The sequence below is a fragment of the Enterobacter mori genome (assembly GCF_025244905.1).
GTDB lineage: Bacteria > Pseudomonadota > Gammaproteobacteria > Enterobacterales > Enterobacteriaceae > Enterobacter > Enterobacter mori_A.
Map to the genome: position 1 here is coordinate 3,512,729 of NZ_CP104285.1, position 17,398 is coordinate 3,530,126.

The window sequence follows — 17,398 nt, forward strand, 5'->3', positions numbered from 1 at the left end:
ATGGCCTCAATTTTTATCTTCGACAAGGTAAATCTCACCTCTTCCTGCCCTGCCTCACAAAAAAGATTCCCTGACAAAAACCGACAAAATAACGTGATATAAATCACACATTTTGACATTAGGTTGGGTATGCTGGAATCACCAAGACGGAAAGACAAGAGGTAAAATTTATGACAATGAACATTACCAGTAAACAAATGGAAATTACTCCGGCAATCCGCCAGCACGTCGCAGACCGTCTCGCCAAACTGGATAAATGGCAAACACATTTGATTAACCCACATATCATTCTGTCCAAGGAACCGCAGGGTTTCATCGCTGACGCAACTATCAATACTCCAAACGGCCATCTGGTCGCCAGCGCAAAACATGAAGATATGTACACCGCTATTAACGATTTGATCAACAAGCTGGAACGGCAGCTCAATAAAGTGCAACACAAAGGTGAAGCCCGTCGCGCCGCAACATCGGTGAAAGACGCCAGCTTCGCGGAAGAAGTTGAAGAAGAGTAATCCTTTAAATTGAGTGTACCGCCAACGCGCCTTCGGGCGCGTTTTTTATTGACAGGGTGAAAACAGTACGGGTACTTTAACGGTATCAATCACAGGATGACTTTATGAAACACACGCAGTTCTTCTTCGCATTCTTTTTTACCTTCCCCTGACTGGGAGGCGTTTCGTCGTGTGATAAAGAATGCGAAGACGAACAACAAGGCCTCCCACAGCGGGAGGCCTTTTTTATTGATAACGATAAAACGAGACAGGCAACACTATGACACCGGAAAACCCGTTACTGGATCTGCGCGTAAAAATCAGCGCGCTGGACGAGAAATTACTGGCGCTGCTGGCAGAACGCCGCGCCCTCGCCGTCGAGGTGGGTAAAGCCAAGCTGGACTCTCACCGTCCCGTGCGGGATATCGACCGCGAGCGCGATTTACTGGAACGGTTGATTCAGCTCGGGAAAGCGCATCATCTTGATGCCCACTACATCACCCGTCTGTTCCAGCTCATCATTGAAGACTCCGTTCTCACCCAGCAAGCGTTACTCCAGCAGCATTTGAACAAAACCAACCCGCACTCTGCACGCGTCGCGTTCCTTGGTCCAAAAGGCTCCTATTCCCACCTGGCTGCGCGCCAGTACGCAGCCCGCCATTTTGAAGAGTTCATTGAGAGCGGCTGTGCGAAGTTTGCTGATATTTTCAACCAGGTAGAAACCGGCCAGGCGGATTACGCCGTGGTGCCTATTGAGAACACCAGTTCCGGCGCCATTAATGATGTCTACGATCTGCTCCAGCACACCAGCCTGTCGCTGGTTGGCGAGCTGACAATCCCAATCGACCACTGCGTGCTGGTCTCCGGCTCAACGGATTTAAGCAAAATTGAGACGGTTTACAGCCATCCTCAACCGTTCCAGCAGTGCAGCCAGTTCCTGAACCGCTATCCGAACTGGAAAATTGAGTACACCGAAAGCACCTCAGCGGCGATGGAAAAAGTGGCGCAGGCTAACTCCCCAACCGTCGCCGCGCTCGGCAGCGAAGCGGGTGGTGCGCTGTATGGGCTGCAGGTGCTTGAACGCAATCTGGCAAACCAGACGCAAAACATCACCCGTTTCGTGGTGCTGGCGCGTAAAGCTATTGATGTCTCTGATCAGGTTCCGGCAAAAACGACCCTGCTCATGGCCACCGGCCAGCAGGCAGGCGCACTGGTTGAAGCGCTACTGGTACTGCGCAATCACAACCTGATCATGACGAAGCTGGAATCACGTCCGATCCACGGTAATCCGTGGGAAGAGATGTTCTACCTCGATATCCAGGCCAATCTGGAATCTGCATCCATGCAGAAAGCCCTTCGCGAACTCGGCGAGATCACGCGCTCCATGAAAGTGCTGGGCTGCTATCCGAGCGAAAACGTCGTCCCGGTCGATCCGATCTAACGTTCGATAAACCGACTTTTCTTCATCCCTGCCACGCTGACAGGCAGGGTGAAGATGGCACCGGAGAGGGGGTACTTTGCCACCTCCTCCGCATCCATATTTTCCCGCGTGGTGGTAATAAACAACGTTTTCATGTCATCACCGCCAAAACAAACCATCGTCGGGCAACGTACCGGCATGCGGTATTCTTCCAGCTGCTCCCCTTGCGGTGAAAAACGAGCAATACGCCAGCCGTCAAACAGCGCGCTCCAGTAGCAGCCTTCTTCATCCATTGCCGCACCGTCGGGTATACCTTCCCCCTCGTTAAACCGACGAAACGCCTCGCGCCTGCCGGGTTCGCCCTGTTCATCAAGCGGCGTACGGTAGATCACGCCGTTTGGGGTGTCTGAGGTAAACATCCACTGCTTGTCCGGACTAAACGCTAAACCGTTATGCCCGTGAATATCACACTGGATCACTTTCGGCGTCAGGTCGTTATCGATACGCATCAGCATGGCACCGTTATAATCTCCCGGGCCCCAGAAGGTGCCTGCATAAAACCGTCCCTGATGGTCGGTGCCCCCGTCATTAAAACGAGCAAGCTGCGGGTTGGACGGGTTATCGCACACCTTGCGCCGGAGCAGGCCATGTTTATCGGTCAGCCAGATCCCCGTACGCATCGCCACAATAAACCCGCCACGCTCGCGCAGCGCGAAACAGCCCACCTCTTCGTGAAAAGAGAGCACGGTGTGTTCTGCCGTGGGCAGATGATAACGATGGATCTCCCCTTCCAGAATATCCGCCCAGTAGAGTGCATTCTCTTCCGCACTCCACGTCGGGCACTCTGGCAAATGTCCGGTGTAATTCAACAGCAGCTGCGGTTCAGCCATGACAGGTCCTCAAAATGAAAAAGCCAGCAATGCTGGCTTTCAGTATATACATCATCGCATTACTGGCGACTGTCATTTGCCTGACGCAACAGCGTCCGGCTTTCACTCTGGAAACGCGTGGCGTAATCGCCGAACCAGTGCTCTACCTTACGGAAGCTGTCAATAAACGCCTGCTTGTCGCCGTGCTCCAGCAGCGTAATCGCTTCGCCAAAGCGCTGATAGTAGCGCTTGATCAGCGCCAGGTTGTTTTCGGAGGACATAATAATGTCCGCGTAAAGCTGTGGATCCTGAGCAAACAGGCGCCCGACCATCGCCAGTTCCAGACGATAGATAGGTGACGAGAGCGCCAGCAGCTGCTCTAACTGCACGTTCTCTTCCGCCAGATGCAGACCGTAAGCAAAGGTCGCAAAGTGGCGCAGCGCCTGAATGAAGGCCATATTCTGGTCGTGCTCAACCGCGCTAATGCGGTGAAGTCGCGCACCCCACACCTGAATCTGTTCCAGGAACCACTGGTATGCCTCCGGCTGACGCCCATCACAGTAGACGACTACCTGCTTCGCCAGGCTGCCGCTGTCCGGGCCAAACATCGGGTGCAGACCCAGTACCGGGCCCGTATGCGCAGCCAGCATTGCCTGCAGCGGACCATTTTTGACGGAAGCCAGATCCACCAGGATGCAATCATCCGGTAAAGCAGGAAGCTTTCCGATGATCTGCTCCGTCACGTGGATCGGGACACTGACAATAACCATTCCGGCATCTTTCATGAGTTCCGGGGCATGCCCCCAGCCCTCTTTTTCCAGAATGCGTACCTGGTAGCCAGAAAGCGTCAGCATTTTTTCAAACAGACGGCCCATCTGACCGCCGCCGCCGACAATCACCACGGGGCGCAGGGAAGGACAAAGGGTTTTGAAGCCTTTGTCATTTTCGCTTGAGTAAGATTCGCGCATCACGCGGCGCAGGACATCTTCAATCAAATCAGGAGAAACGCCCAGCGCCTGAGCCTCTTTGCGGCGGGAGGCCAGCATAGAGGCTTCGCGCTCCGGGACGTAAATCGGCAGGCCGTATTTGCTTTTGACCTCACCGACTTCGGCGACCAGCGCCATGCGGCGCGCCAGCAGGTCCAGCAGCGCCTTATCCACTTCATCAATTTGATCGCGTAATGCGGTCAATTCAGCAACCATAACTACCCTCTTAAGCCAGACGCGTCGCCAGCTGGCCGTTCAAATCTTTGTGGATCTCACGCAGCAGCGCATCGGTGGTTTCCCAACTGATGCAGGCATCCGTTACGGAAACGCCATGCTTCATTGCGCTACGCGGTTGTTCCGATGACTGATTGCCTTCATGAATATTACTCTCAATCATCAGACCGATAATGGAACGGTTGCCATCTTTAATCTGCGCGATCACCGATTCCGCAACCGCAGGCTGGCGACGGTAATCTTTATTCGAATTACCATGACTGCAATCTACCATCAGCGCCGGGCGCAGTCCTGCCTGTTCCATCTCTTTTTCACACTGCGCGACATCCGCCGGGCTGTAGTTTGGCGCTTTACCGCCACGCAGGATCACATGGCCATCGGGGTTGCCTTGCGTTTGCAGCAGGCACACCTGGCCCGCCTGGTTGATACCGACAAAACGGTGCGGCATTGCGGCAGCGCGCATCGCGTTAATCGCCGTCGCCAGGCTGCCATCGGTACCGTTTTTAAAACCGACCGGCATCGACAGGCCAGACGCCATCTCGCGGTGAGTTTGTGATTCCGTGGTACGCGCACCAATCGCAGACCAACTGAACAGATCGCCCAGGTACTGCGGACTATTCGGATCCAGCGCTTCGGTAGCCAGCGGCAGCCCCATACTCACCAGTTCCACCAGCAGGCGACGCGCAATCTTCAGGCCTGCTTCCACATCAAACGAGCCATCCATGTGCGGATCGTTAATCAACCCTTTCCAGCCGACGGTAGTACGTGGCTTCTCAAAATAGACGCGCATCACGAGATAGAGGCTATCGCTGACCTCCTCCGCTAATGCTTTAAATCGACGAGCGTACTCAATGGCGGTTTCAGGATCGTGAATGGAGCAAGGACCGCAAACCACCAGCAGACGCGGATCGCGGCCAGCGATGATGTCAGAAATGGTCTGACGCGAGTGCTCGATTTGAGCTTCCTGCGCAATGCTCAGCGGGAATTCCGCTTTCAGCTGATCCGGAGTGATTAAAACCTGTTCGTCAGTGATATGTACGTTGTTCAGCGCGTCTTTTTGCATGATGGCGATCCTGTCAAGCTCGTTTGCGATAGTTGTTTTCCTCGAAGAGGTGAAACCACCATACCATAAAAAGTAAACATTTCAATCCAAAATACGTACACAATTGTTTACACTGGTAGATTAACTGCAAAAATCACCCTATAAAAACGTAAACTTTAAATTACACACAGACTTTCTCTAGCCAGGCTATGCTGAAGAAAAAGGAGAATGGCTATGCGTTCAATTGCTCTCACGCTGTTGTCACTGTTTTTATCAGGCTGCCAGATCAATCCTTACACCTTCCAGCCTGACTGGACCAGCCCGAGTTGGTTTGATGCAGGTAAAGAAGACGCCATGAATGGCCTGCCGGTTAAAGATAATCAAACCCTGGCCGATAGTTTTAACGACCCCCATGTCGACCGGAGTGAATATCTCCGGGGTTATACTGACGGTCAGAAGAAAGTATGTGAAGAGGGTTTTATTCACGCATGGGGATTAGCAGGAAAATCTTTTCCTGCCAGTTGTGATACTGCCGAAAATGCAGCAAAACTGCATGAGTCATGGCAAAAAGGGATGGATGAAAGTATGAGTACCAGCAGACTTAATTGAGTCTAGCTTTTGATGTCCAAATATAAGCAATTGTAGGATTTCGCTTAAGTCTGGCTTGCGATTTTTCTGACATAATGACGGCGTTGATAAACAATGGTATTCTGCCAACAAACCTTAAGGACAACTATTTCCAGAGCAGTGTGGCGGAATCTGGTGAGAAATTTATTCTTGATCTCTTTGTTCCGATTCACTCTGGTGATAATGCTGCTCTTTACGGCAGGTCCCGCGACGGCAGCGCCGTTCACAGATACCGATAAATCGGTACGTTCGATTGTTTCCGGTATTGTGAGCTATACCCGATGGCCTTCTCTCTCAGGGCAGCCTAAACTCTGTATTTATGCTTCATCTCACTTTACGCAAGTACTCAGCAGTGAAGATGCGCAAAACCAGTTACCTTATACTCCTGTTATTGTACGTAACGATCGGGAAGCACTCTCCGCGACGTGCGATGCTATTTATTTCGGGGCTGAATCGCCTGCAAAACAACTTGAATTAATTAGTCAATATCAGGGCCGAGCGTTGCTATTAATCTCAGAGCAAAATCCTGAATGTGTTATTGGCAGTGCGTTTTGCCTGATAACAGAACAGAACCAGGTCAGATTTTCCGTCAATCTGGATGCACTGACGCGCAGTGGCGTACGCGTCAATCCAGATGTATTAATGCTCGCACGGAATAAAAAGCATGAATAAGGATTTCGCCTCTACACCGCGTCCGACGTTTAAAAGAACGTTGCGCCGGATCAGCATGATAAGCGTCATTATTACAATGACATTTATATGGTTGTTGCTGTGTTTCGCTTCCGTGGTGACATTAAAGCAATACGCGCAAAAGAATCTCGAACTCACCGGCGCCACCATGAGCCACAGCCTTGAAGCCTCGCTGGTTTTCAATGATTCACTCGCGGCCAATGAAACACTCGCCACCCTGGGTAAACAGGGGCAATTTGCCGTGGCGGAGGTTCTCAATGCCCACCAAAAACGATTCGCTTACTGGTCATGGGATCCGGAAGACAACACCGACACCCTGGGTGCGCTGGTCAGCCGCTGGCTGTTTCCGGTCCCTGTTGCACAACCGATCATGCATAACGGTACGGTGATCGGCGAAATTCGCCTGACCGCACGAGACAGCCTTATCAGCCACTTTATCTGGCTGTCGTTTGCTGTCCTGACCGGCTGCATTCTGTTTGCTTCTGCCGTTGCGCTCACCATTACACGTTCCCTGCATCACGGCATGGTTACGGAGATGCAGAATATTACCGACGTCGTCCATGACGTGCGCGCCAACCGTAATTTCTCCCGTCGGGTGACGGAAGGCCGTATTGAGGAATTCCACCAGTTTGGCGAAGACTTCAACAGCCTGCTGGATGAGATGGAAGAGTGGCAGCTTAAGCTCCAGGCGAAGAATGCCCAGTTACTGCGTACTGCCATGCACGACCCTTTAACCGGGCTGGCTAACCGCGCCGCGTTTCGTAATAGCATTGCGGCACTGATGAATGATTCATCGGCAAAGGCAAACTCGGCCCTGCTTTTCCTCGATGGGGATAACTTCAAGTTCATCAACGATACCTGGGGACATGCGGCAGGCGATGGCGTGCTGATAGAAGTCGCCAGCAGGATGGTTGAGTTTGGTGATAAACGTCATCAGTCATACCGCCTCGGCGGCGACGAGTTCGCCATGGTGCTGTACGGCGTCCATTCTGAGCGTGAAGTTCAACATATTTGTGCTGCGCTGTCTCAGCAGTTTATCCGTCCGTTTGATCTGCATAACGGGCAAACCGCATCATTGTCACTCAGCATTGGCTTCGCTCTGGCGTGGGAAAATGCCTCCGTGGAAGCATTACTGGAGCAAGCCGACCGCAATATGTACCTGGTCAAGAATCAGCGTACAAAAACAATAACTTAAAAAGGAATGTAATATGTTAAAGCGATATATCGCGCCCTTGTTACTTGGATCGCTCGCCCTGGCAGGCTGCCAGACACCGCCGGGTAAATTTACACCAGAACAAGTTGCGGCGATGAAGTCTTACGGCTTTAACGAACTGAATGGCGACTGGTCCCTGGGGCTGTCGGATAAAATCTTATTTGATAAAAATGACGCAAGACTGCGCCCGGAGAGCGAAACACAGATTCAGACCATGGCCTCGCGTCTGGCGGCAACCGGACTGAACCACGCCCGGATGGACGGTCACACGGATAATTATGGTGAGGATAGCTATAACGAAACGCTCTCGTTAAAACGCGCGAATGCCGTTGCAGACACCTGGGCGAAAGGGGCAAACATCCCACGCAGTAACCTCACCACGCGGGGGTTAGGCAAAAAATATCCCATTGCCAGCAACAGCACCGCGCAAGGGCGCGCTGAAAACCGTCGGGTTGCGGTGGTTATCAGCACGCCATAAGTTATTTAACGGAGGATTCGGCGAGCGACGCGACTGAAGCCGCTCGCCAGCGCAGCCAGTCGACAAGTACAAACAATGCCAGACTGATGCCCATCACCGGTAACGCCAGCCCCAGCAGAACGCTGACCATCACTGTGACCATTCTTCCCCAGGATGACAACGCCAGCCAGCTCTGACAAAGCGTTTGCACCGGGTTCGTTGCAGACTTCGCCGGACGACGCATCCACCACATCCGATACCCCCAGATAATGAGCACGCAAAGGGCAAGTCCGAACGCAACAAGCAGCAGTTGATTCACCAGCCCGAATAAGATCCCCATATGGAAATCCACGCCCCAGCGCGTCAGTTTTGCCATTAACGGGAAATCCTCAAAGCGGGTTCTGTCCATAACCTGCATCGTATTGGGATCAACCGCAACGGCATCAACCTGCGTTGGCCAACTGCGATCGATTTCCGTTACCGTCCAGGCTCGATCGGACGTACTGGCGGGGCGGATCTCAAGCTTGTTCGCATCAATTCCCGCCTTTCGCGCAGCGCTCAGCACGCCATCAAACTGCGTCAGATCCATCGCCATCTCCGGCATGATCATTCCCCTATGATGACCGCGATGTTCGGCGTGTTCGTCCATGACCATTGGCGTACCGGAGAGCATTGTATTAACCTGCGGCGTCAGCCAGTTCATCTCAGCACGCAGCTTATCAACGTTACCTCCGGCCCACTGAGACCAGGTCAGGCCGGTTGCTGAGAATAACAACATTCCGCCCAGCAGCGTCCAGCCTAACGCCACATGCACTCGACGTCGGTTCTGAAAAGGGTTGTTAATGCGCCGTTTGGGTCGGGTATAAAACCACAGGGCGATGCCACCCAGCGCGGCGACCCACATCCACGATGCCGCCAGCTCGCTGTATAGCCGCCCGACATCGCCCAGCATCAGCGACGTGTGCAGGTAATCAATATTTTGGCGCAGCGGTAAAATCCCGCTGGTGCCGTACACCGTCATATCCCCCAGCACCGTCAGGCTTATCGGATCGACAAAGATAGCCCGATGTTCCGATGGACCCAGCGACGGATCAGCAAACATCACGCGGGTGGTTTCACCTTCAACCAGCCCCGGACGCACGGCGTGCAAACGTAGACCTGATCCAACGGTTTTTTCCGCTACGGCAATTTGTTCCGCCAGCGGCTGCCGTTCGCCCAGGCTATCCGTGTGGAGGGCGTGTCGGTACAGTGCATTTTCCAGCTGCGGAGTCGCCACATACAGCGTACCGGTCAGCGCGGCGAAGAAGATAAACGGGCCTACAAACAGCCCGACGTAGAAATGAAGGCGACGCAGCAGGTTTCCCCATGCCGCGCGCGGAGTGCAGGTAGTCATACTTTTCCTTTCTAAGGCAAAAAGTTATCGGTTTAGTTTTAAAGGGAAAAAGCAGACTGCCGCGGTGGCGCGCGGGTATCAGGGTAAAGCCAGGGGAAAAAGTGCCAGTGGCTGACCGCCTGACGCGGCGGCTTAACGCGAAGCCTTTGCAGCACCGCACTGAGCAGGACGATCAGCGCCAGCATCACGCCAGGAACATGCGCTAACAGCACGCAGTAGCCGCAGGCTTCCGCATGGTCAACAGGCATGGAATGCTGCATATCACCATGATGGTCATCCATCGACATCATGCTCATATCATGATGCATGCCCGGCATGGCGCTCATGGGAACTTTTTGCAGCGAGACAGAGATAAGCGGCGCGACCACGATCAGCAGGATCGCAAACAGCGCGGTCAATGCCGCTGCGCGTTTCCCATTATGCTGGTGCAGTACGTTATCCACTTCCCCTCCATTCAAGAGCAAGCATTGTAAATGATTTATGACGAAAGGGTTAACGCGAGAGGTACGATGGAATAAAAAAAGGGCCAGCCTTTCGGCCAGCCCTTTCTAACAGGATGTCGCTTAAGCGAATCTTAGTTCAGACGCTCTTTAATACGAGCTGACTTACCAGTACGCTCACGCAGGTAGTACAGTTTAGCTTTACGTACAGCACCACGACGTTTAACAGCAATGCTGTCAACTACCGGAGAGTGAGTCTGGAAGACACGCTCAACGCCTTCGCCGTTGGAAATTTTACGAACAGTGAATGCAGAGTGCAGACCGCGGTTACGAATAGCGATAACCACGCCCTCGAATGCCTGCAGACGTTTTTTGGAACCTTCAACAACCCATACTTTCACTTCCACGGTGTCACCTGGACGGAAGGAAGGTACGTCCTGCTTCATCTGCTCTTGTTCAAGTTGCTTAATAATGTTGCTCATAATTTAATCTCTTATCCTGGGTAAACTGATATTCGGGAGCGTATTACGCATTCCCATCATGTTCATGTTGCTGGTGCGCATGTTCAGTTTTGAACTCGGCCAGCAACTTTGCTTGCTCTTCAGTCAGAGCCAGGTTTTCCAGAAGTTCAGGTCTTCTAAGCCAGGTTCGGCCCAGCGACTGCTTCAAACGCCAGCGACGTATCTCGGCATGGTTTCCAGACAGTAACACTGCCGGGACGTCCATCCCTTCTAACACTTCAGGACGAGTATAGTGTGGACAGTCCAGCAATCCATCGGCAAAGGAATCTTCCGTTGCCGAAGCTTCATGGCCCAGAACACCCGGAATAAACCGGGCGACAGAGTCAATCAGCGTCATTGCCGGTAACTCACCACCGCTGAGAACGTAATCGCCGATAGACCATTCTTCGTCAATCTCGGTTTGAATTACGCGCTCATCTATCCCTTCGTAGCGACCACAGACCAGAATCAGCTTTTGATTCGTCGCCAGTTCGCTCACGCCCGCTTGATCAAGCTTGCGTCCCTGAGGTGACAGATAAATCACCTTTGCGCCTTCACCTGCCGCGGCTTTTGCTGTGTGAATGGCGTCCCGTAAGGGTTGCACCATCATTAACATCCCCGGTCCGCCGCCGTAAGGACGATCGTCCACGGTACGGTGCCGGTCATGAGTGAAGTCACGAGGACTCCAGCTCTGGATGTTCAGCAGGCCATTTTTTACTGCCCGGCCAGTTACCCCGTAATCGGTAATCGCGCGGAACATTTCAGGAAACAGGCTAATTATGCCAATCCACATAGCGCCGTCTTTTACCGTTTATCCGGAGAATTTAAAAACCAGGATCCCAATCTACTTCAATGGTTTGAGTAGTGAGATCGACTTTCTTGATAACCTGTCCATCGAGGAACGGAACCAACCGCTCCTTGATGCCAAATGCATCTTTCAGGTTTGCCTTAATGACGAGAACGTCATTTGACCCGGTTTCCATCATATCGATGACTTTCCCCAGGCTGTAGCCTTCGGTAGTGACTACCTGGCAACCCATAAGGTCTTTCCAGTAGTAGTCGCCCTCTTCCAGCTGTGGCAACTGCGACGAATCCACGACAATTTCACAATTAGTCAGGGCATTCGCGGCATCACGATCGTCAACGCCTTTCAGCTTGATGATGATGTCCTGATTGTGGTGACGCCAGCTTTCCAGCTCGACCTCTTCCCACTTACCGCCTTTCTGGATAAACCAGGGCTGGTAATTAAAAATGCTATCAGCGTCTTCAGTGGAGGAAAACACTCTGAGCCAACCACGGATACCGTAGCAAGAACCCATTTTTCCCAATACGATCGGTTCAACAGGTGCTTTATTGCTCATCATGACCACCGTGACAGATTAAGCTGCTTTGTTTGCTGCTTTGATCAGCGTAGCAACGCGATCGGAAACAGTAGCGCCCTGGCCAACCCAGTGAGCGATACGATCCAGATCCAGACGAGTTTCTTCTTCTGCGCCAGCGGCCAGTGGGTTGAAGAAACCAACGCGCTCGATGAAGCGACCGTTGCGTGCATTACGGCTGTCAGTCACAACAACCTGGTAGAACGGACGCTTTTTAGCGCCGTGACGAGCTAAACGAATAGTAACCATAACATCCTCTTGTGTGAATAAAACAACCGGGCCCCATCGAGGAACGGAGCCCGGGTGTCATATTAAAAGCCCGAAAATTTTACTCATTTTCGGGCAAAAAGCAATCTCAAAAGCGATTAACGCCCTGGAAAACCGGGTGGCATCATCCCTTTCATGCCGCGCATCATCTTCGCCATGCCGCCTTTCTTCATTTTCTTCATCATGCGCTGCATGTCGTCGAACTGTTTCAGAAGGCGGTTTACGTCCTGCACCTGCATGCCGCAACCGGCCGCGATACGGCGTTTACGGGAACCTTTGATGATTTCTGGCTTCGCACGCTCTTTCAGCGTCATCGAGTTGATGATCGCCTCCATACGGACCAGCACCTTGTCATCCATCTGGGATTTTACGTTGTCAGGGATCTGGCCCATGCCCGGCAGTTTGCCCATCAGGCTGGCCATGCCGCCCATGTTTTTCATCTGACGCAGCTGCTCAAGGAAGTCGGTCAGGTCGAAACCGTCGCCTTTTTTCAGCTTGCTGGCGAGCTTTTCAGCCTGCGCACGGTCAACCTTGCTTTCGATATCTTCGATCAGCGACAGCACGTCGCCCATGCCAAGAATTCGGGAGGCAATACGGTCCGGATGGAACGGCTCCAGCGCTTCGGTCTTCTCACCGACGCCGAGGAACTTGATTGGCTTACCGGTAATATGACGAATGGAGAGCGCCGCACCGCCGCGGGCGTCGCCGTCCACTTTGGTCAGCACCACGCCGGTTAACGGCAGCGCTTCGTTGAAGGCTTTCGCGGTATTCGCCGCATCCTGACCGGTCATGGCGTCAACAACAAACAGGGTCTCTACCGGGTTGATAGAGGCATGAACCTGCTTGATCTCGTCCATCATCGCTTCGTCGACGTGCAGACGACCGGCGGTATCCACCAGCAGCACGTCGTAGAATTTCAGCTTCGCTTCTTTCAGCGCCGCGTTAACGATGTCGACTGGCTTCTGCGCCACGTCTGACGGGAAGAAATCCACGCCAACCTGCTCTGCCAGTGTTTCCAGCTGTTTGATCGCCGCCGGACGATAGACGTCCGCAGACACCACCAGCACTTTTTTCTTGTGCTTTTCGCGCAGGAATTTACCCAGCTTTCCAACGCTGGTCGTTTTACCCGCCCCCTGCAGGCCCGCCATCAGCACCACGGCCGGAGGCTGAGCCGCCAGGTTAAGCACCTGGTTCTCTTCGCCCATCGCCGAAACCAGCTCGTTACGAACGATTTTGACGAACTCCTGACCCGGGGTCAGGCTCTTGTTAACTTCATGTCCAACCGCTTTTTCTTTTACGCGGTTGATAAAATCACGCACGACCGGTAACGCAACGTCTGCTTCGAGCAGCGCCATGCGCACTTCGCGCAGCGTTTCCTTGATATTCTCTTCGGTGAGGCGTCCGCGGCCGCTGATGTTGCGCAGCGTGCGCGACAAACGATCGGTTAAATTATCAAACATTGTCTTTCGCCTGGGGTAGAAACGTTGGGTCGCATAAGCGACACATACACAGAATTTTGCCGGAGTATAACATGAAGGCAGCTTTGTTGTTATGCAACGGTTGGAGCACGCGTCACGTAACGTTATACTGCTTATCTTTCTTATTAAGACAACTGTCGACGCCTATATGCCTGTTTTCGCACTGATCGCCCTTGTTGCCTACTCTGTCAGCCTCGCGCTGATCATTCCTGGCCTGCTGCAAAAAAACAGCGGCTGGCGGCGCATGGCTGTTCTCTCGGCGGTGATAGCACTGATAAGCCACGCCTTTGCGCTGGAATCTCGCATTATTCCTGGCGACGGCAGCGTGCAAAACCTGAGCGTATTGAATGTCGGCTCACTGGTCAGCCTGATGATTTGTACGGTGATGACCATTGTTGCGTCCAAAAACCGCGGCTGGCTTCTGCTCCCGATTGTTTATGCCTTCGCGCTAATCAATCTGGCGTTAGCCACGTTTATGCCCAATGAGTTCATTACCCATCTGGAAGCGACGCCGGGGATGCTTGTGCATATCGGCCTGTCGCTGTTTGCCTACGCGACGCTGATTATTGCGGCGCTTTACGCCATGCAGCTCGCCTGGATTGATTACCAGTTGAAGAACAAAAAGCTGGCCTTTAATCACGAAATGCCGCCGCTGATGGTCATTGAGCGTAAGATGTTCCACATCACTCAGGTCGGCGTGGTGCTGCTCACGCTCACGCTCTGCACCGGTCTGTTTTACATGAAGAACCTGTTCAGCGTGGAGAATATCGATAAAGCGGTGCTCTCCATCATCGCGTGGTTTGTCTATATTGTCCTGTTATGGGGCCATTATCATGAAGGCTGGCGCGGTCGTCGCGTAGTCTGGTTCAACGTCGCGGGCGCGGGCATTCTTACCCTTGCCTATTTTGGAAGTCGCTTCATACAGCAATTTGCTGGCTAAGTAACAAAGGAGTTCCCCCTGGAACACATCTCCACCACCACGCTGATCGTCACCCTGATCATCATGGTGGTCATCTCCGCCTATTTCTCAGGCTCGGAAACCGGCATGATGACGCTCAACCGCTACCGGTTACGTCATCGCGCCAAACAGGGTAACCGTGCCGCCCGTCGTGTCGAAAAGCTGCTGCGTAAACCGGATCGCCTGATTAGCCTTGTGCTTATCGGTAACAACCTCGTCAACATTCTCGCCTCGGCACTGGGCACCATTGTCGGCATGCGCCTGTATGGCAACGCTGGCGTCGCGATTGCCACCGGGGTACTAACGTTCGTCGTGCTGGTGTTTGCTGAAGTACTGCCCAAAACCATTGCCGCACTTTACCCGGAGAAGGTCGCCTACCCGAGCAGCTTCCTGCTGGCACCGCTGTTGATCCTGATGATGCCGCTGGTCTGGCTGCTGAATATGGTGACTCGCCTGCTGATGCGCATGGTCGGCATCAAAGCAGACGTCACCATCAGCAGCGCGCTCAGCAAAGACGAGTTGCGCACCATCGTGAATGAATCCCGCTCGCAGATCTCCCGGCGCAATCAGGACATGCTGTTATCGGTACTTGATCTGGAAAAAGTCAGCGTGGACGACATCATGGTGCCGCGTAACGAAATCGTTGGGATTGATATCAACGACGACTGGAAAGCCATCGTCCGACAGCTGACGCACTCCCCGCACGGGCGCATCGTGCTGTATCGCGATTCTCTGGATGACGCCATCAGCATGCTGCGCGTGCGTGAGGCGTATCGTCTGATGACCGAGAAAAAAGAGTTCACTAAAGAGGTGATGCTACGCGCCGCAGATGAAATTTACTACGTGCCGGAAGGGACACCGCTCAGCATACAGCTGGTGAAGTTCCAGCGTAACAAGAAGAAAGTCGGTCTGGTGGTTGATGAGTACGGCGATATTCAGGGATTAGTGACGGTCGAAGATATTCTGGAAGAGATTGTCGGTGACTTTACCACATCCATGTCGCCTTCCCTTGCCGAAGAAGTCACCCCGCAAAATGACGGCTCGGTGCTGATCGACGGCAGTGCGAACATCCGTGAACTCAATAAAGCTTTCAACTGGCATTTACCGGAAGATGAAGCGCGAACCGTAAATGGAATGATTCTGGAAGCGCTGGAAGAGATCCCAGCAGCAGGAACGCGTGTGCGTATTGAACAATATGATATCGATATACTGGACGTGCAGGACAATATGATTAAGCAGGTGAAAGTCCTGCCCGTTAAGCCTCTACGCGAAAGTATCGCCGAATAAAATGTAGGCCGGGTAAGGCGAACGCCGCCACCCGGCACTACAGGCAGCACATTACGCTTTCGCTTTCGCCACGGTCACCATTGCCGCACGAATGGTACGGCCGTTCAGGGTATAACCTTTCTGCATCACACCCAGCACCTTACCGGCTTCAATCTCTTCAGATTCCACCATTGCGATCGCCTGGTGTACGTTCGGATCCAGCGGTACATTGGTATCGGCAATCACTTCCACGCCAAACTTACGCACCACGTCCAGCATCGACTTCAACGTCAGTTCGATACCTTCGATCATTGGCGCGTTATCCGGATTCGCTTTGTCAGCCACTTCCAGCGCACGATCCAGGCTATCGATGACCGGCAGCAGTTCATTGACGAATTTTTCCAGCGCAAATTTGTGCGCTTTCTCAACGTCCAGCTCGGTACGACGACGCAGGTTTTCCATTTCCGCTTTGATACGCAGCACGCCATCGCGTTCGCGATTTTGCGCTTCTACCAGCTGGGCTTCCAGGTTGGCAATTTTTTCATCGCGCGGGTCCACCTGCTCAGCAGACGCTTCTGGCTCTACAGCCTCAACTTCATCGTGCTGTTCCGTGATAATTTCTTCAGGGGCTTGCCCCTCAGGCGTTTTCTGTTCTTTACTACTCATGAATTTCTCCGCGTTTTTCTGCATTCATCTCGCTAACTTCGCTTATTATGGGGATCAGTTTCCGGGATTCAAGGGAACAAGACAGATTGTCATCATTCATCAGGCACAAGGACCTCCAGAAAATGAATAATCATTTCAGGTGTATTGGGATCGTCGGGCATCCGCGTCACCCTACCGCATTGACGACACATGAAATGTTGTATCGCTGGCTGTGTGGCAAAGGCTATGAAGTGATGGTCGAGCAGCAGATTGCTCAGGAGCTGCTGCTGAAGGGCGTTAAAACCGGCACGCTGGCGGAAATTGGTCAGCAGGCGGATCTCGCCGTGGTGGTGGGCGGCGACGGCAACATGCTTGGCGCGGCCCGCACGCTGGCACGTTATGATATTAAGGTCATCGGCATCAACCGTGGCAATCTCGGGTTTTTGACCGATCTCGACCCGGATAACGCCCAGCAGCAGCTGGCTGACGTGCTTGAAGGGCACTACATCAGCGAAAAACGTTTTTTACTGGAAGCACAGGTGTGCCAGCAGGACTGCCAGAAGCGCATCAGCACCGCGATCAACGAGGTGGTTCTGCACCCAGGTAAAGTGGCGCACATGATTGAGTTCGAAGTGTATATCGACGAAATCTTTGCCTTTTCGCAGCGCTCTGATGGGCTGATTATCTCAACACCGACAGGCTCTACCGCCTACTCGCTTTCCGCTGGTGGCCCAATCCTGACGCCATCACTGGATGCCATTACCCTGGTGCCGATGTTCCCGCACACGCTCTCCGCCCGCCCGCTGGTTATCAACGGCGACAGCACGATTCGTCTGCGTTTCTCACACCGCCGTAACGATCTGGAGATCAGCTGCGACAGCCAGATAGCGCTGCCGATCCAGGAAGGTGAAGATGTCCTCATTCGTCGATGTGATTACCACCTGAATCTGATTCATCCAAAAGATTACAGCTATTTCAACACATTAAGCTCGAAGCTTGGCTGGTCAAAAAAATTGTTCTGATTTTGCATCCAGGACTTTACT

The 17,398-nt window shown here is 53.0% G+C and carries 21 protein-coding genes and 1 other annotated feature; of the genes, 10 read left to right on the forward strand and 11 right to left on the reverse strand.

Annotated elements, in window-relative coordinates; translation table 11 throughout:
- Positions 1–170: 170 nt before the first annotated feature.
- The 3 genes from raiA (at position 171) to pheA (ending at position 1,932) form a co-directional block, all read left to right on the forward strand.
- Positions 171–512, forward strand: a complete 342-nt coding sequence (raiA, locus tag N2K86_RS16500; protein WP_003863162.1) for a ribosome-associated translation inhibitor RaiA — start codon at positions 171–173, stop codon at positions 510–512.
- 103 nt (positions 513–615) lie between these two features.
- Positions 616–741: a sequence feature (Phe leader region), on the forward strand.
- Positions 617–664 (forward strand): pheA operon leader peptide PheL, encoded by a 48-nt coding sequence (gene pheL / locus N2K86_RS16505; RefSeq protein WP_260661707.1) that lies wholly within the window; start codon positions 617–619, stop codon positions 662–664. Its footprint overlaps the feature before it by 48 nt.
- A gap of 30 nt (positions 742–771) precedes the next feature.
- Complete coding sequence (pheA, locus tag N2K86_RS16510; protein WP_260659313.1) at positions 772–1,932, forward strand: bifunctional chorismate mutase/prephenate dehydratase; 1,161 nt, start codon at positions 772–774, stop codon at positions 1,930–1,932.
- On the opposite strand, the gene N2K86_RS16515 is transcribed toward pheA, so the two are convergent.
- The 3 genes from N2K86_RS16515 to aroF are packed head-to-tail and all read right to left on the reverse strand — an operon-like array spanning position 1,929 to position 5,063.
- Complete coding sequence (locus tag N2K86_RS16515; RefSeq protein ID WP_260659314.1) at positions 1,929–2,801, reverse strand: SMP-30/gluconolactonase/LRE family protein; 873 nt, start codon at positions 2,799–2,801, stop codon at positions 1,929–1,931. The genes pheA and N2K86_RS16515 overlap by 4 nt on opposite strands.
- Before the next feature lie 59 nt (positions 2,802–2,860).
- The gene (gene tyrA / locus N2K86_RS16520; RefSeq protein ID WP_260659315.1) at positions 2,861–3,982 is read right to left on the reverse strand and encodes a bifunctional chorismate mutase/prephenate dehydrogenase; all 1,122 of its coding nucleotides are present in this window, start codon (positions 3,980–3,982) and stop codon (positions 2,861–2,863) included.
- A 10-nt stretch (positions 3,983–3,992) separates the two neighbouring features.
- Positions 3,993–5,063, reverse strand: a complete 1,071-nt coding sequence (aroF, locus tag N2K86_RS16525) for a 3-deoxy-7-phosphoheptulonate synthase AroF (protein WP_010434135.1) — start codon at positions 5,061–5,063, stop codon at positions 3,993–3,995.
- A gap of 213 nt (positions 5,064–5,276) precedes the next feature.
- Here aroF and N2K86_RS16530 point away from each other — a divergent pair, with 213 nt between their 5' ends.
- The 4 genes from N2K86_RS16530 to N2K86_RS16545 all read left to right on the forward strand — a co-directional run bounded on the left by N2K86_RS16530 (position 5,277) and on the right by N2K86_RS16545 (position 8,050).
- On the forward strand, positions 5,277–5,651 hold the full coding sequence (locus N2K86_RS16530; protein WP_089600696.1) for a DUF2799 domain-containing protein: 375 nt from the start codon (positions 5,277–5,279) through the stop codon (positions 5,649–5,651).
- A 153-nt stretch (positions 5,652–5,804) separates the two neighbouring features.
- Positions 5,805–6,341, forward strand: a complete 537-nt coding sequence (locus N2K86_RS16535) for a YfiR family protein (protein ID WP_407065242.1) — start codon at positions 5,805–5,807, stop codon at positions 6,339–6,341.
- Positions 6,334–7,554 carry a diguanylate cyclase DgcN gene (gene dgcN / locus N2K86_RS16540; protein ID WP_260659317.1) on the forward strand — a complete coding sequence of 407 codons (1,221 nt, stop codon included), beginning with the start codon at positions 6,334–6,336 and terminating at the stop codon, positions 7,552–7,554. The genes N2K86_RS16535 and dgcN overlap by 8 nt, the downstream gene beginning before the upstream one ends.
- A gap of 13 nt (positions 7,555–7,567) precedes the next feature.
- Positions 7,568–8,050 carry an OmpA family protein gene (locus N2K86_RS16545; RefSeq protein WP_260659318.1) on the forward strand — a complete coding sequence of 161 codons (483 nt, stop codon included), beginning with the start codon at positions 7,568–7,570 and terminating at the stop codon, positions 8,048–8,050.
- A 1-nt stretch (position 8,051) separates the two neighbouring features.
- On the opposite strand, the gene N2K86_RS16550 is transcribed toward N2K86_RS16545, so the two are convergent.
- From N2K86_RS16550 to ffh, 7 genes are all read right to left on the reverse strand, one after another.
- Entirely contained in the window at positions 8,052–9,422 is a 1,371-nt protein-coding gene (locus tag N2K86_RS16550; RefSeq protein WP_260659319.1) for a PepSY-associated TM helix domain-containing protein, read from the reverse strand.
- Between the two features lie 38 nt (positions 9,423–9,460).
- Complete coding sequence (locus tag N2K86_RS16555; protein WP_260659320.1) at positions 9,461–9,865, reverse strand: DUF2946 domain-containing protein; 405 nt, start codon at positions 9,863–9,865, stop codon at positions 9,461–9,463.
- 131 nt (positions 9,866–9,996) lie between these two features.
- The gene (rplS, locus tag N2K86_RS16560; protein ID WP_002914145.1) at positions 9,997–10,344 is read right to left on the reverse strand and encodes a 50S ribosomal protein L19; all 348 of its coding nucleotides are present in this window, start codon (positions 10,342–10,344) and stop codon (positions 9,997–9,999) included.
- Between the two features lie 43 nt (positions 10,345–10,387).
- On the reverse strand, positions 10,388–11,155 hold the full coding sequence (gene trmD, locus N2K86_RS16565) for a tRNA (guanosine(37)-N1)-methyltransferase TrmD (RefSeq protein ID WP_125914974.1): 768 nt from the start codon (positions 11,153–11,155) through the stop codon (positions 10,388–10,390).
- Between the two features lie 31 nt (positions 11,156–11,186).
- On the reverse strand, positions 11,187–11,726 hold the full coding sequence (rimM, locus tag N2K86_RS16570; RefSeq protein ID WP_021241995.1) for a ribosome maturation factor RimM: 540 nt from the start codon (positions 11,724–11,726) through the stop codon (positions 11,187–11,189).
- 15 nt (positions 11,727–11,741) lie between these two features.
- A complete protein-coding gene (rpsP, locus tag N2K86_RS16575) occupies positions 11,742–11,990 on the reverse strand; it encodes a 30S ribosomal protein S16 (RefSeq protein WP_003863133.1) in 249 nt (82 codons plus the stop codon).
- Between the two features lie 116 nt (positions 11,991–12,106).
- Positions 12,107–13,468: a signal recognition particle protein gene (ffh, locus tag N2K86_RS16580; protein WP_003863132.1), complete on the reverse strand. Its 1,362-nt coding sequence runs from the start codon at positions 13,466–13,468 to the stop codon at positions 12,107–12,109.
- Between the two features lie 166 nt (positions 13,469–13,634).
- Here ffh and N2K86_RS16585 point away from each other — a divergent pair, with 166 nt between their 5' ends.
- Together N2K86_RS16585 and N2K86_RS16590 are read left to right on the forward strand one after the other, a co-directional pair.
- Complete coding sequence (locus tag N2K86_RS16585; RefSeq protein WP_041951454.1) at positions 13,635–14,426, forward strand: cytochrome C assembly family protein; 792 nt, start codon at positions 13,635–13,637, stop codon at positions 14,424–14,426.
- 18 nt (positions 14,427–14,444) lie between these two features.
- Positions 14,445–15,731, forward strand: coding sequence for an HlyC/CorC family transporter (locus tag N2K86_RS16590; RefSeq protein ID WP_089600713.1), 1,287 nt, complete (start codon positions 14,445–14,447; stop codon positions 15,729–15,731).
- A 51-nt stretch (positions 15,732–15,782) separates the two neighbouring features.
- Here the strand turns inward: N2K86_RS16590 and grpE are convergent, their stop codons facing one another.
- Positions 15,783–16,376: a nucleotide exchange factor GrpE gene (grpE, locus tag N2K86_RS16595; protein ID WP_148102930.1), complete on the reverse strand. Its 594-nt coding sequence runs from the start codon at positions 16,374–16,376 to the stop codon at positions 15,783–15,785.
- A gap of 122 nt (positions 16,377–16,498) precedes the next feature.
- Between grpE and nadK the strand changes: the two genes are divergently transcribed.
- Complete coding sequence (gene nadK, locus N2K86_RS16600) at positions 16,499–17,377, forward strand: NAD(+) kinase (RefSeq protein ID WP_260659321.1); 879 nt, start codon at positions 16,499–16,501, stop codon at positions 17,375–17,377.
- Positions 17,378–17,398: the final 21 nt, after the last annotated feature.

What these genes read in the sequence shown, in the direction of transcription:
- raiA (WP_003863162.1), top strand. Translation starts at nt 171, where the DNA reads ATGACAATGAACATTACCAGTAAACAAATGGAAATTACTCCGGCAATC.
- pheA (WP_260659313.1), top strand. Translation starts at nt 772, where the DNA reads ATGACACCGGAAAACCCGTTACTGGATCTGCGCGTAAAAATCAGCGCG.
- N2K86_RS16515 (WP_260659314.1), bottom strand. Translation starts at nt 2,801, where the DNA reads ATGGCTGAACCGCAGCTGCTGTTGAATTACACCGGACATTTGCCAGAG.
- tyrA (WP_260659315.1), bottom strand. Translation starts at nt 3,982, where the DNA reads ATGGTTGCTGAATTGACCGCATTACGCGATCAAATTGATGAAGTGGAT.
- aroF (WP_010434135.1), bottom strand. Translation starts at nt 5,063, where the DNA reads ATGCAAAAAGACGCGCTGAACAACGTACATATCACTGACGAACAGGTT.
- N2K86_RS16530 (WP_089600696.1), top strand. Translation starts at nt 5,277, where the DNA reads ATGCGTTCAATTGCTCTCACGCTGTTGTCACTGTTTTTATCAGGCTGC.
- dgcN (WP_260659317.1), top strand. Translation starts at nt 6,334, where the DNA reads ATGAATAAGGATTTCGCCTCTACACCGCGTCCGACGTTTAAAAGAACG.
- N2K86_RS16545 (WP_260659318.1), top strand. Translation starts at nt 7,568, where the DNA reads ATGTTAAAGCGATATATCGCGCCCTTGTTACTTGGATCGCTCGCCCTG.
- N2K86_RS16550 (WP_260659319.1), bottom strand. Translation starts at nt 9,422, where the DNA reads ATGACTACCTGCACTCCGCGCGCGGCATGGGGAAACCTGCTGCGTCGC.
- rplS (WP_002914145.1), bottom strand. Translation starts at nt 10,344, where the DNA reads ATGAGCAACATTATTAAGCAACTTGAACAAGAGCAGATGAAGCAGGAC.
- trmD (WP_125914974.1), bottom strand. Translation starts at nt 11,155, where the DNA reads ATGTGGATTGGCATAATTAGCCTGTTTCCTGAAATGTTCCGCGCGATT.
- rimM (WP_021241995.1), bottom strand. Translation starts at nt 11,726, where the DNA reads ATGATGAGCAATAAAGCACCTGTTGAACCGATCGTATTGGGAAAAATG.
- rpsP (WP_003863133.1), bottom strand. Translation starts at nt 11,990, where the DNA reads ATGGTTACTATTCGTTTAGCTCGTCACGGCGCTAAAAAGCGTCCGTTC.
- ffh (WP_003863132.1), bottom strand. Translation starts at nt 13,468, where the DNA reads ATGTTTGATAATTTAACCGATCGTTTGTCGCGCACGCTGCGCAACATC.
- N2K86_RS16585 (WP_041951454.1), top strand. Translation starts at nt 13,635, where the DNA reads ATGCCTGTTTTCGCACTGATCGCCCTTGTTGCCTACTCTGTCAGCCTC.
- grpE (WP_148102930.1), bottom strand. Translation starts at nt 16,376, where the DNA reads ATGAGTAGTAAAGAACAGAAAACGCCTGAGGGGCAAGCCCCTGAAGAA.
- nadK (WP_260659321.1), top strand. Translation starts at nt 16,499, where the DNA reads ATGAATAATCATTTCAGGTGTATTGGGATCGTCGGGCATCCGCGTCAC.